The organism is Streptomyces sp. WAC06614, from assembly GCF_003949795.1.
Taxonomy (GTDB): domain Bacteria; phylum Actinomycetota; class Actinomycetes; order Streptomycetales; family Streptomycetaceae; genus Streptomyces.
Genome location: NZ_RPRY01000040.1, coordinates 22562 through 34449, shown reverse-complemented (window position 1 = coordinate 34449; position 11888 = coordinate 22562). Strand labels below are relative to the sequence as shown.

Here is an 11888-nt window from a genome sequence, read left to right as displayed (position 1 = left end):
GTCGGGGGAGGAGCTGGAGCGCGACACGCTCCCCATTGTCCTCGGTCAGGGGGTGGGCCGTGGCAACCGCATCTGGAGGGCGGACCACAGCACGCCGTCGACCTCCTCCACATCGGGCAGGACGGCCTCGGTCCGGAAGCCCAGCCGCTCGTAGAGGCGGACCGCGGCCGTGTTGTGGGTGTAGACGCCGAGGTCCACGGCGGGCAGGTCCAGCTCGCCGAAGGCACGGTCGAGGACCTGGGTGAGGAGCTGTTCGCCCAGGCCCCGGCCACGTGCCTCGGGTGCGATCAGTACGCGGCCCAGCCGGGCCCCCGAGCCGTCCGCGCGGCGCAGCAGCGAGACGTGCCCGAGCGGGGCTCCGGTGGGTCCGGCCACGGCGGTCCAGACGTGTCGGCCCGGTTCGGCGGCGTAGGCCAGGAGCTGGGCGTCGTCCAGCGGCCAGCGGAAGGCCGGGCCGGCCCAGCGGACCAGCTCGGCGCGGTCGGCCACCCAGCGACGCAGCAACGGCCCGTCGTCGGCGGGGCGGAACGGGCGCAGGGCGAGGGCGTCGGTCATGCCGCCAGTATGGGCGGGCTCCCGGGGGCCGGACGGCGGGGCCCCCGCGGGCGTGGTGGGGCTCTGGTGAGGGGCGTTACCTGTCGGTAGCGTGGGGGGATGGACGCTTTCGGCGTGGGTGGGGGTTGTTTCTACGAGCGGGTCGGGGACGGGCGGTTCCGGGCCACCGAGCACACCCGGGGGCCCTGGGACGCGGGGGCCCAGCACGCCGGGCCGCCGGCCGCCCTGTTGGGGCGGGCCGTCGAGGAGCGGCCCGGTGCCCGGGACGACATGCGGATCGCCCGGATCACGTACGAGATCCTGCGGCCGGTGCCGATCGGCGAGCTGGAGGTGACCACCAGCGTGCTGCGTGCCGGGCGGGGGACCGAGGTGGTCGAGGCCGTGCTCGCCCCCGCCGGCGGCGCCCCGGCGATGCTGGCGCGGGCCTTGCGGGTGCGGGTCGACGAGGAGTCGGTGCCGGCCGTGCTGCCGGGGCCGGAGCTGCCGGCCCCCGGCGAGGTCGCGCCCACGCCGTTCTTCCCGCTGCCGTGGGACGTCGGCTATCACACCGCCATGGAGACCCGGTTCACGCACGGGGCGTTCCGGGAGCCCGGGCCGGGCACCTGCTGGATGCGGATGAAGGTACCGCTGATCGGCGGGGAGCCGGTCCGGCCGCTGGACCGGGTGCTGGTCGCCGCGGACTCGGGCAACGGCATCAGCGCGGTGCTCGACATCCGTGCGTACGTCTTCGTCAACAGCGACCTGACGGTCCATCTCCACCGCTACCCGGTGGGCGAATGGGCCTGCGTGGAGTCCCGTACGAGCGTGGACCCGGCCGGTATCGGGCTGGCCGACGCCCGGCTGCACGACGAGAAGGGGCCCATCGGCCGCGGGGCGCAGAGCCTGTACGTGGCGGCCCGGTAGCCCCTCGGCCGCCCCTCGGCGGCGAATTTCGGCCAGGGCGTGGCCGGTAGGCGCCGGGGCGTGGGAGCTGCGGCGGGGATCCGGGAGACTGGACGACGGACTTCGGTCGGGGTGCCGGGCGTCGGCCGCCAGCCCACGGCAGCGCGTGGTTGCCCGCTGCCACGGCGGCGTTCCGGCTTCCGGGTGGGGTGGTCGGCACGGGAGGGCGCCAATCCCCCCTTTCGGGGGGTGGCATGGGGGAGGGTTGACGGGTGCGCAAGTTCTGGATGGCAGGCGGAATCGGAATCGGGCTGTGCCTGAGCTTCCTCGTACTCATCGTCGTCGGCACCTACTCGGCGGCCGCCGGACTCGCCGGCGGGGTCGGCCGCGGCGGCAGCGGTGTCGCCCTGACCAAGGGCGCGGTCCCCGCGAAGTACCAAGCGCTGGTGGAGAAGTGGGGCAACCTCTGCCCCGCCATCAACCCGGCGCTGCTCGCGGCCCAGCTCTACTCGGAGAGCGGCTGGAACCCCAACGCCGTCAGCCCGGCCGACGCCCGCGGCATCGCCCAGTTCATCCCCGGCACCTGGGCCGGGCACGGCATCGACGGGGACGGGGACGGGGACCGGGACATCTGGGACCCCAACGACGCCATCCCTTCGGCCGCTTCGTACGACTGCGAGCTCGCGGCCGATGTGAAGGGCGTGCCGGGGGACCCGGCCAGCAACATGCTGGCCGCGTACAACGCGGGTGCCTACGCCGTCATCAAGTACCAGGGCGTGCCGCCGTACAAGGAGACCCAGGGCTACGTGAAGGCCATCACCACCCTGGCGCAGAGCTTCGCCCGGCCGGTGAGCCGGGTCGCGCCCTCCCAGCAGGCGGCCGGGGCCATCTACTTCGCGCAGAAGCAGCTCGGTACCCCGTACCTGTGGGGCGGCGAGGGAACGCCGGAGGACAACGGGCGCTTCGACTGCTCGGGGCTGACCCAGGCGGCGTACCGGACGGTGGGGATCGACCTGCCGCGCGTGGCCAACGACCAGTACAACGCCGGTCCGCACCCGTCCCGTTCGGAACTGCTGCCCGGTGATCTGGTCTTCTTCTCCGACGATCTGACGAACTCTCGGGCCATTCGCCACGTGGGCCTGTACGTCGGTGGCGGCTATATGATCAACGCCCCGTACACCGGTGCCGTGATCCGCTTCGACAAGATCGACACACCTGACTACTTCGGTGCGACCCGGGTGACCAAGGATGGTGCGGCGGCGCTGCCGAACCGCTCCGGCGCTCGCAACTCTGCGTAAAGCAAGGGCCCTGAGCTGCGACGATCCGTCACTCTTCGATAACGTTGCCGTGATCATTCGGTGGAGAGTGGAACGTAGCCGCCAGAACGGGCGTTCCATGGACTCGGGGGTTGATCACCGGGGGTCCGGACAGGGGCGCACGAGGGCGTGCGTCCGCAGGGGTACCGAGGCAGAGCAAGGGGCCGCATCACCATGGCTGGACTCACGACCGGTGGGCCGAACCTGGATGTCGGCCTGCTGTACGACATCAACGCCCTGGCCCGGCGCGCCCCGAGCGCGGTCGACCGGATCGTCGGCTTCCTCGGCGACTACGGGATCCTCGCCCTTCTGGTGCTCCTGGTGCTGTGGTGCTGCCACGGCGCCCGGCGGCAGGACGAGGCCACGGCCGTCGACTCGTTCGCCGCGCTGACCTGGGCTCCGCTGGGGGCCGCGCTCGCCCTGCTCGTCAACGTGCCGCTGCGGGAATTCGTGGCCCGGCCGCGGCCGTTCCGCCGGCACGAGGGGCTGGAGGTGCTCGGCACCGGCCCGACGGACTTCTCCTTCGTCAGCGACCACGCCGCCCTCGCCATGGCGCTCGGCGTCGGACTCTTCGTCGCCGACCGGCGGTTCGGCCTCGTCGCCATCGGGCTGGCGCTCCTGGAGGGCCTGTGCCGGGTCTACACCGGCGCCCACTACCCGACCGACGTCATCGGCGGCTTCGCGCTCGGCACGGCCGTCGTGCTGCTGCTCTCCCCGGCCGCCACGGCCCTGCTGACACCGCTGTTCCGGGCGGTGGCCCGGTCACCGCGGGCCCGGCTGCTGATCCGCTCGCGCCGGCTGTACCTGCCGCGCCCGGTCGGCCTGCCCCAGCAGCACACCCCGCCGGGGGACCTGTCCCGCGACAAGGACCTGGCTGCCTGAGGCGCCCGGCCCCCGCGCCCCCGCGGGGGCGGCCGGGGGGGCGGGCCGGTCGGCGCGGCGGCGTGCCGGCCCGGGGCCGGGCCGACCGGCCCCGCCGGTCCGGCCGTTCACCCGGCCGGCGGTGGGCACCCGCCGCCGGTCGGCGGAAAAACCGCGCGGACGGGACCGGGGCCGGCGAAGGGCCCCGGTCTCCCTCCGGAAGGCTCAGCCGCGGCGGCGGGCGGCCTCGTAGAGGACCACACCGGCCGCGACACCGGCGTTGAGCGACTCGGCGCCGCCCGGCATCGGGATGCGGACGAGGAAGTCGCAGGTCTCGCCGACCAGGCGGCTCAGGCCCTTGCCCTCGGAGCCGACGACGACGACCACGGGCCCGCCCAGGGCCTCCAGGTCGGCGACCGCGTGCTCGCCCTCGGCGGCCAGACCGACGACGGTGATGCCGGCCTTCTTGTAGTCCTGCAGGGCGCGGGTCAGGTTGGTGACGCGGGCGACCGGGGTGCGGGCGGCGGTGCCCGCGGAGGTCTTCCAGGCACCGGCGGTCATCCCGGCGGCGCGGCGCTCGGGGATGACCACGCCGTGGCCGCCGAAGGCGGAGACGGAGCGGATGATCGCGCCGAGGTTGCGCGGGTCGGTGACCCCGTCGAGGGCGACGATCAGCGGGTCCTCGCCCTCGTCGTAGGCCTCGGCGGTGAGGTCCTCGGGGTGCGCGTACTCGTACGGCGGGACCTGGAGGACCAGGCCCTGGTGGTTGAGGCCGCCGGTCATCCGGTCGAGCTCGGGGCGCGGAGCCTCCATCAGGTTGATGTTGCCGCGCGCCTGGGCGAGCGCGAGAGCCTCGCGCACCCGCTCGTCGTTGTCGATGAACTGCTGGACGTAGAGCGTGGTCGCGGGGACGCCGTCGCGCAGCGCCTCGAAGACCGGGTTGCGGCCGACGACCATCTCGCTGGCGCCCTTGGGGCCGCCTCGGCGCGGGGCGGGGCGGCGCCGGTCGGCGGCCTTGGCCTTGGCGTTGGCGATGCGGTTCTTGACGTGACCCTTGCGCATCGAGGCGGGCGGGGTCGGGCCCTTGCCTTCCAGGCCACGGCGCCGCTGGCCACCGCTGCCGACCGTGGCGCCCTTCTTGTTGGACGTGCGGCGGTTCCTGCGCTGGCTGTTCCCGGCCATGACTACCTGTCTCTGTGAATAAAAAGTACGAACGTATCACCAGTGTGCCGCCCACCGGCGGTGGGCGGCACGTCCGACTGGTCTCAGCGGGGGCCGAGCGTCCAGCGCGGCCCGGTGGGGCTGTCCTCGATGACCAGGCCCGACTGCTGGAGCTGGTCGCGGATGGCGTCGGCGGTGGCCCAGTCCTTGCGGGCCCGGGCGGACTCGCGCTGGTCGAGGACCAGCCGGACCAGGGAGTCCACGACGCCGTGCAGGTCCTCGCCCCGGTCGGACTCACCGGCCCAGTGCGGGTCGAGCGGGTCCAGGCCGAGGACGCCCAACATGGCCCGCACCTCGGCGAGGCGGGCGACGGCGGCTTCCTTGTCGTCGGCGGCCAGCGCGCTGTTGCCCTGGCGGACGGTGGTGTGGACGACGGCCAGCGCCTGCGGGACGCCGAAGTCGTCGTCCATGGCCTCGGCGAAGGCCGGCGGCACCTCGGCGGACGCCTCGACGACCCCGCCCGCCTTCTCGACCACGCGCTGGACGAAGCCCTCGATGCGCGCGAACGCCGACTCCGCCTCGCGCAGGGCCTCCTCGCTGTACTCGATCATCGAGCGGTAGTGCGGGGTGCCGAGGTAGTAGCGCAGGACGATCGGACGCCAGGTCTTGACCATCTCGGAGACGAGCACCGAGTTGCCCAGGGACTTGGACATCTTCTCGCCGGACATGGTGACCCAGGCGTTGTGCGCCCAGTACTGCGCGAACGCGTCGCCGTAGGCCTTGGCCTGGGCGATCTCGTTCTCGTGGTGCGGGAAGACCAGGTCCAGGCCGCCCCCGTGGATGTCGAAGGCGCTGCCGAGGTACTTGTGCGCCATGGCCGAGCACTCCAGGTGCCAGCCGGGGCGGCCGCGGCCCCACGGGGTCTCCCAGGAGGGCTCGCCCGGCTTGACGGCCTTCCACATGGCGAAGTCGCGCGGGTCGCGCTTGCCGGTCTCTCCCTCGCCGGAGGGCTGCAGGAGGTTCTCCAGCTCCTGGTTGGACAGGGCCAGGTAGTCCGGGTACGAGCGCACGTCGAAGTAGACGTTGCCGTCGGCCTCGTACGCGTGGCCGCGCTCGATCAGGCCGCGCATCATCTCGACCATCTCGGTGACGTGGCCGGTGGCGCGGGGCTCGTAGGTGGGCGGCAGGCAACCGAGGGCCGCGTAGCCGTCGTTGAAGGCCCGCTCGTTCTCGTAGCCGATGGACCACCACGGGCGGCCCTGTTCCGCGGACTTGGCGATGATCTTGTCGTCGATGTCCGTGACGTTCCGGACGAAGGTCACGTCGTAGCCGCGGTAGGCGAACCAGCGGCGCATGATGTCGAAGTTCAGGCCCGAGCGGATGTGCCCGATGTGCGGAGCGGCCTGCACGGTCGCACCACAGAGGTAGATCGAGACGCAGCCCGGCACGAGCGGGGTGAAGTCGCGGATCTGCCGGGCGCTGGTGTCGTACAGGCGAATAGTCACGGCAACCAGGGTAGTGCGCCTGCGGCAGTGCCCCGCGACCGTTTGCGGGTCGCGGGGCCGCTTTGTTGCCGAACGGGGGCCGGGCCGAGCGGCGCCCCGGCCGGACCCGGGCGGGACCCCGGCGGGCCTCAGGCCGGGTTCGTCCGGTACACCAGCGCGGTGGCGACGGCGGCCAGGCCCTCGGCGCGGCCGGTCAGGCCGAGGCCGTCGGTGGTGGTGCCGGAGACGGAGACCGGGGCGCCGGCGGCCTCGCCGAGCGCCTTCTGCGCCTCGTCGCGCCGCTTGCCGACCTTGGGCCGTACACCGATCACCTGGACGGCGATGTTGCCGATCTCGAAGCCCTCGGCGCGCACGATCCGGGCGGCCTCGGCGAGCAGCGTGACCCCGGAGGCGCCGGACCACTCGGGGCGGGAGGTGCCGAAGTGGGCGCCGAGGTCGCCGAGGCCGGCGGCGGAGAACAGGGCGTCGCAGGCGGCGTGGGCGGCGACGTCACCGTCGGAGTGCCCGGCCAGGCCGTGGCTCTCGTCCTCCCAGAGCAGGCCGGCGCACCACAGCTCGCGGCCCTCCTCGAAGGCGTGCACGTCGGTGCCGATGCCGACCAGCGGCAGCAGCGGGGGCTCAGTACGCATCGGTGGCCCTCCTGCGGGCGAGTACGGCCTCGGCGAGGACCAGGTCGAGCGGGCGGGTGACCTTGAAGGCCTCCTCGTGGCCGGGGACGACCACGACGGTCACCCCGAGCTTTTCCACCATTCCGGCGTCGTCCGTGGCGCCCTCGCCGTTGACGGCGACGGTCTCGTGGGCGCGCACCAGCGTGGCGCGGTCGAAGCCCTGCGGGGTCTGCACGGCGCGCAGCCGGGCCCGCTCGGGGGTGGCGACGACCGGCTCGGGCTCGCCGGGGCGGCCGGGCTCCACCTCCTTGACGGTGTCGGCCAGCGGCAGGGCGGGCACCACGGCGGGGGCTCCGGCCCGCACGGCCTCGACCACGGCGTCGACGGTGTCGACGGGCACCAGCGGGCGGGCGGCGTCGTGGACGAGGACGTCGGTGACGTCCTCGGGCAGGGCCTCCAGGCCGGCCCGTACGGACTCCTGCCGGGTGTCGCCGCCGGGGACGACCAGGATGTCGGTCCTCCCCCAGCTACCGCCGGGGGGACCGACAGGCAGGGCGTGCTCGTCGAGGAGGTTCTTGACCTCGCCGGCGCCGTCGGCGGGTGCGACGACGACCACGAGGGAGACGGCACGGGAGCGGGCCATGGCGCGTACGGCGTGGATCAGCATCGGCGTGCCGCCGAGCGTGCGCAGGGCCTTGGGCGCGCCGGGACCGAGCCGGACGCCGCGGCCGGCGGCGGGGATCACCGCGGCGGTGCGGCGGGGGCGCTCGGGGCGCGATTCGTCATGCATCGGGTAGCTCCGCTAGCTCCGGGTAACGGCCAGGTTTGTGGCTTCGGCCGACATGGGTATGGCCTGAAGGGTGCCGGGTGCGCTGCCCTCGCCCCTTCCGTGACGACCGGTCGAGCCGGCGGTCCGGACCCGGCACGTCAGTGGTGCCACGGCACGGCGAGTGACCCGTGGTGCGTGGGGTGCTGGGGTGCCTGGGGTGCGTACGGCAAGCGTGGGTACGGCGAGGTGCCCACGGCGCATGGTGGGCACGGCGCACGGTGCGTACGGTGCGCTGAGCCAGACATGCCGCAGCGCCCGGCGACAGGCCTCCCCGAGGAAAAAGGGAGGCGCCGTCATCGGGCACCGCGGCACACTGTGTGGAACGGTTCGTCGCGTCAGGACGCGAGAACCTCGTCGAGGAGGGCCTCGGCCTTGTCCTCGTTGGTGTTCTCAGCGAGCGCGAGCTCGCTGACCAGGATCTGACGCGCCTTGGCGAGCATGCGCTTCTCGCCCGCCGAGAGCCCGCGCTCGCGCTCGCGACGCCACAGGTCACGCACCACTTCGGCGACCTTGATGACATCGCCAGAAGCGAGCTTCTCCAGATTTGCCTTGTAGCGACGGGACCAGTTCGTCGGCTCTTCGGCGTACGGTGCACGAAGCACCTCGAAGACCCGGTCCAGCCCGTCCTGGCCGACCACATCGCGAACGCCGACGAACTCCGCATTGTCCGCAGGCACACGAACCGTCAGGTCGCCCTGGGCGACCTTGAGCACCAAGTAGGTCTTGTCCACGCCTTTGATCTGGCGAGTTTCGATGGCCTCGATCAGCGCGGCCCCGTGATGGGGATAGACCACGGTGTCGCCAACCTTGAACGTCATGTGACAGGTACCCCTTCCGTGGCTATCCAGGGTAACACGAGAACTGACTGTTCTGAATGGCGTTTTCGCAGGTCAGGGCATATCTCGGGGCTTGACAACTGCGAGGGGGGCGTGCTGCGGAGGCCTTGCGGAAGGGGGTATTCGCAGGTCGGAGGCGCTGTGCGGACACGCCGAAACGGCCACGTTACACCTGGCGGGCGACCCGGTCGACGTGATGTACGTCCCGTTTTGCGTGGTTCGGGGCGTCCGAAGCGAACTACTCCGTTCGACTGGCGGGCCTCCGTACGGAGCGGTTCCGGCCCAATCCTGAATTGATCAAGGGGCCCGTTCGAAGGAATCCGGGAAATTGATCTCCGGTGGGCGATCACCGGACGGTCGCCGGGCCGTCATCGGACGATCACCGCAGGATTTGCGGACCCGCCCCGGAACTACCGGCGGAATGGAAGATCGGCGAGCCGGGAAGGGGCCGCCCGGCCGTGCCCCGGCGGCACCGGAGGGTCGGGTGCGGGCGCGGGGCGGCGGCTCGGTAACCTAAGCCCGCTGACAGACCCTTAGGGCGGCTTTACCTCCGCCCCCACGACCCTTCCGTCCGAACGTCCAAGGAGATGCCGCCGCCGTGAGCCGCAGCCTTCGACGCGGCGCCCTCAGCGCCGCCGCCATCGTGTTCTCGATCGGATCGCTCGCCGCATGCGGTGCGGGCAACAACGCGCAGACGCTTCAGATCAAGCCGGACAACCAGGCAGCCACCAAGGGCGACATCCAGATCCAGAACGCTCTGGTGATCACGCAGGGCGAGAAGGGCAAGCCGGGCGTGGCGGCCGTCTCCGCGCGGGTGTTCAACAACGGTGACAAGCCGCAGACGCTCGACTCGATCACCCTCCCGGGCACCAAGGCCAAGGTCGAGCTGAAGGCCGCCGGCGGCGCCGCCAAGGTCATCGTCCCGGCCGGCGGCTCCCTCCTGATCGGCGGCGAGGGCAACGCCTCCGCCGCGGTCGAGGGCGGCCGTCTCACGGTCAAGGACGGCGACGTCCAGCCGGTCGTCTTCAAGCTCAGCAGCACGGGCGACGTCCCGCTCGGCGCGATGGTCGTCCCGGCCGCCGGCTACTACAAGTCCTACGGCCCGACCGAGGCCCCCGCCGCCCCCGCCGCCGGCGCCACCCCGTCCGGCTCCCCCTCGGGAAGCCCCGCGGCCGCGCCGTCGGGCAGCCCGCAGGCCGGCGCCACCCCGTCCGGCAGCCCGTCCGCGAGCCCGTCGGGCGCCGCCGCGGGCAAGCCGTCCGGCTCGCCGTCCCCGAGCGCCGGCCACTGACACCGGCTGCCGTACGTACGAGGAGGGCCCCGTCCACAGCTGTGGACGGGGCCCTCCTCGTACGTACGGCAGCCGGCGGTCTACGGCTCGAACTTGTAGCCCAGGCCGCGGACCGTGACCAGGTAGCGCGGCGCGCCCGGGTCCGGCTCGATCTTGGCGCGCAGGCGCTTGACGTGGACGTCGAGCGTCTTGGTGTCACCGACGTAGTCCGCGCCCCAGACCCGGTCGATGAGCTGCATGCGGGTCAGCACCCGGCCCGCGTTGCGCAGCAGCATCTCCAGCAGGTCGAACTCCTTCAGCGGCAGGTCGACCTTCGCACCTGCGACGGTGACCACGTGGCGGTCCACGTCCATGCGGACCGGGCCGGCCTCCAGCGCCGCGGGGGTGACCTCCTCCGGCTCACCGCGGCGGCGCAGCACCGCGCGGATGCGGGCGACCAGCTCCCGCGAGGAGAAGGGCTTGGTGACGTAGTCGTCGGCTCCTATTTCCAGGCCGACGACCTTGTCGATCTCGCTGTCCTTGGCCGTCACCATGATCACGGGGACGTTGCTGCGGCCGCGCAGCTGCCGGCAGACCTCGGTGCCGGGCAGCCCCGGCAGCATCAGGTCGAGCAGCACGAGGTCGGCGCCGTTGCGCTCGAACTCGTCCAGGCCGTCGGGCCCGGTCGCCGCGATCGCGACCTCGAAACCCTCCTTGCGCAGCATGTAGGACAGGGCGTCGCTGAAGGATTCCTCATCCTCGACGACGAGCACTCGGGTCACGGAAGGACCTCCGGGGCAGGGGTGGTGGCTGGTTCGGGTTCGGGGTCGGGTTCAAGGACGGTCGTCCGGGCGGCCGCGGCCTCCGGAAGCCTGAGGGTGAAGGTGGAGCCCTGTCCCTCGGAGCTCCACACGGTGACCTCCCCGCCGTGCGAGGCCGCCACGTGCTTCACGATCGCCAAGCCCAGGCCCGTACCGCCGGTGGCGCGGGAGCGGGCCGGGTCGACGCGGTAGAAGCGCTCGAAGATGCGCTCCCGGTCCTTCTCGGGGATGCCGATGCCCTGGTCGGTCACGGCGATCTCGATCAGGTCCCCGCCGGGCCCGGTGACACGGCGGCCGGCTATCCCGACCCGGGTCCGCGCCGGGCTGTAGTTGACGGCGTTCTCCACCAGGTTGCCCAGCGCCGCCGCGAGCTGGCTGCGGTTGCCCCAGACGCGCAGGTCGACGGTGCCGCCGGCGGCCATGGTGATGTGCTTGGACTGGGCCGTGTGGCGGCAGCGGTCGATGGCCTCGGCGACCAGGGTGTCCACCGCGACCGGCTCGGCGTCCTCCAGCGGGTCGTCGTTCTGGACGCGGGAGAGGTCGATGAGCTCCTGGACCAGGTTGGTCAGCCGGGTGGCCTCGATCTGCATGCGGCCCGCGAAGCGGGTGACCGCCTCGGGGTCGTCGGAGGCGTCCATGACGGCCTCGGACAGGAGCGACAGGGCGCCCACGGGCGTCTTGAGCTCGTGCGAGACGTTGGCGACGAAGTCCCGGCGGACCGCCTCGATGCGGCGGGCCTCGGTCAGGTCCTCGACCAGCAGCAGCACCAGCCGGGAGCCCAGCGGGGCCACGCGGGCGGAGACGGCCAGGGCCTCGCCGCGCCCGGTGCCGCGCCGCGGCAGGTCCAGCTCGACCTGCCGTATCTCGCCGTCCCGGCGGGTGTCGCGGGCCATGTGGAGCATCGGCTCCACGGCCAGCTTCCCGCCGCGCACCAGCCCGAGGGCGTACGCTGCCGAACTGGCCTTGACCACCGCGTCCCCCTCGTCGAGGACGACGGCGGAGGAGCGCAGTACGGAGAGGACGGTGTCCACACCCGGGGGGAGCACCGCGTTGATGTCGGGGCGCATGGAGCTCCGGGTGGGGCGGGCCTGGTCGCGCTCGCTCCAGCGGAACGCCAGCATGGCGATCACGCCGGTGCACACACCGGCGATCGCGGCCACTGCGGCGACCGCCGCGTTCACGTCCATGCATCCAGGTTAAGCAGGCACGACGGCAGTTCCACAGCCGTTCGGGTGGCGCCTCGA

12 protein-coding genes are annotated in these 11888 nt (G+C 72.7%); 4 read left to right on the top strand and 8 right to left on the bottom strand.

Features of this window, described 5'->3' with window-relative positions:
* Positions 1–45: 45 nt before the first annotated feature.
* A complete protein-coding gene (locus tag EF918_RS08570; protein WP_125643326.1) occupies positions 46–555 on the bottom strand; it encodes a GNAT family N-acetyltransferase in 510 nt (169 codons plus the stop codon).
* A 99-nt stretch (positions 556–654) separates the two neighbouring features.
* Here EF918_RS08570 and EF918_RS08565 point away from each other — a divergent pair, with 99 nt between their 5' ends.
* The 3 genes from EF918_RS08565 (at position 655) to EF918_RS08555 (ending at position 3635) form a co-directional block, all read left to right on the top strand.
* A complete protein-coding gene (locus EF918_RS08565) occupies positions 655–1458 on the top strand; it encodes a thioesterase family protein (RefSeq protein WP_125643323.1) in 804 nt (267 codons plus the stop codon).
* A 266-nt stretch (positions 1459–1724) separates the two neighbouring features.
* A complete protein-coding gene (locus tag EF918_RS08560) occupies positions 1725–2735 on the top strand; it encodes an NlpC/P60 family protein (protein WP_125643338.1) in 1011 nt (336 codons plus the stop codon).
* Between the two features lie 192 nt (positions 2736–2927).
* The gene (locus tag EF918_RS08555; protein WP_125643320.1) at positions 2928–3635 is read left to right on the top strand and encodes a phosphatase PAP2 family protein; all 708 of its coding nucleotides are present in this window, start codon (positions 2928–2930) and stop codon (positions 3633–3635) included.
* A gap of 204 nt (positions 3636–3839) precedes the next feature.
* Here EF918_RS08555 and rlmB read toward each other — a convergent pair whose 3' ends face one another.
* From rlmB to EF918_RS08530, 5 genes are all read right to left on the bottom strand, one after another.
* Complete coding sequence (gene rlmB / locus EF918_RS08550; protein ID WP_125643317.1) at positions 3840–4796, bottom strand: 23S rRNA (guanosine(2251)-2'-O)-methyltransferase RlmB; 957 nt, start codon at positions 4794–4796, stop codon at positions 3840–3842.
* Positions 4797–4879: 83 nt separating this feature from the next.
* Complete coding sequence (gene cysS, locus EF918_RS08545; RefSeq protein WP_125643314.1) at positions 4880–6280, bottom strand: cysteine--tRNA ligase; 1401 nt, start codon at positions 6278–6280, stop codon at positions 4880–4882.
* Positions 6281–6408: 128 nt separating this feature from the next.
* The gene (ispF, locus tag EF918_RS08540) at positions 6409–6909 is read right to left on the bottom strand and encodes a 2-C-methyl-D-erythritol 2,4-cyclodiphosphate synthase (RefSeq protein WP_125643311.1); all 501 of its coding nucleotides are present in this window, start codon (positions 6907–6909) and stop codon (positions 6409–6411) included.
* Positions 6899–7678, bottom strand: coding sequence for a 2-C-methyl-D-erythritol 4-phosphate cytidylyltransferase (gene ispD / locus EF918_RS08535; protein ID WP_125643308.1), 780 nt, complete (start codon positions 7676–7678; stop codon positions 6899–6901). Before ispD ends, ispF begins: the two co-directional genes overlap by 11 nt.
* Before the next feature lie 374 nt (positions 7679–8052).
* The gene (locus EF918_RS08530; RefSeq protein WP_003953493.1) at positions 8053–8535 is read right to left on the bottom strand and encodes a CarD family transcriptional regulator; all 483 of its coding nucleotides are present in this window, start codon (positions 8533–8535) and stop codon (positions 8053–8055) included.
* Positions 8536–9151: 616 nt separating this feature from the next.
* Between EF918_RS08530 and EF918_RS08520 the strand changes: the two genes are divergently transcribed.
* Positions 9152–9844, top strand: a complete 693-nt coding sequence (locus tag EF918_RS08520; protein WP_125643305.1) for a DUF461 domain-containing protein — start codon at positions 9152–9154, stop codon at positions 9842–9844.
* Between the two features lie 80 nt (positions 9845–9924).
* On the opposite strand, the gene EF918_RS08515 is transcribed toward EF918_RS08520, so the two are convergent.
* Positions 9925–10605: a response regulator transcription factor gene (locus EF918_RS08515; protein WP_007265514.1), complete on the bottom strand. Its 681-nt coding sequence runs from the start codon at positions 10603–10605 to the stop codon at positions 9925–9927.
* On the bottom strand, positions 10602–11831 hold the full coding sequence (locus EF918_RS08510; protein ID WP_125643302.1) for a cell wall metabolism sensor histidine kinase WalK: 1230 nt from the start codon (positions 11829–11831) through the stop codon (positions 10602–10604). Before EF918_RS08510 ends, EF918_RS08515 begins: the two co-directional genes overlap by 4 nt.
* Between the last annotated feature and the right edge of the window lie 57 nt (positions 11832–11888).

Coding starts and splice junctions, on each gene's coding strand:
- EF918_RS08530 (WP_003953493.1), bottom strand. CDS start 8,535: ATGACGTTCAAGGTTGGCGACACCGTGGTCTATCCCCATCACGGGGCC.
- EF918_RS08560 (WP_125643338.1), top strand. CDS start 1,725: ATGGCAGGCGGAATCGGAATCGGGCTGTGCCTGAGCTTCCTCGTACTC.
- EF918_RS08510 (WP_125643302.1), bottom strand. CDS start 11,831: ATGGACGTGAACGCGGCGGTCGCCGCAGTGGCCGCGATCGCCGGTGTG.
- EF918_RS08555 (WP_125643320.1), top strand. CDS start 2,928: ATGGCTGGACTCACGACCGGTGGGCCGAACCTGGATGTCGGCCTGCTG.
- EF918_RS08570 (WP_125643326.1), bottom strand. CDS start 555: ATGACCGACGCCCTCGCCCTGCGCCCGTTCCGCCCCGCCGACGACGGG.
- ispF (WP_125643311.1), bottom strand. CDS start 6,909: ATGCGTACTGAGCCCCCGCTGCTGCCGCTGGTCGGCATCGGCACCGAC.
- ispD (WP_125643308.1), bottom strand. CDS start 7,678: ATGCATGACGAATCGCGCCCCGAGCGCCCCCGCCGCACCGCCGCGGTG.
- rlmB (WP_125643317.1), bottom strand. CDS start 4,796: ATGGCCGGGAACAGCCAGCGCAGGAACCGCCGCACGTCCAACAAGAAG.
- EF918_RS08565 (WP_125643323.1), top strand. CDS start 655: ATGGACGCTTTCGGCGTGGGTGGGGGTTGTTTCTACGAGCGGGTCGGG.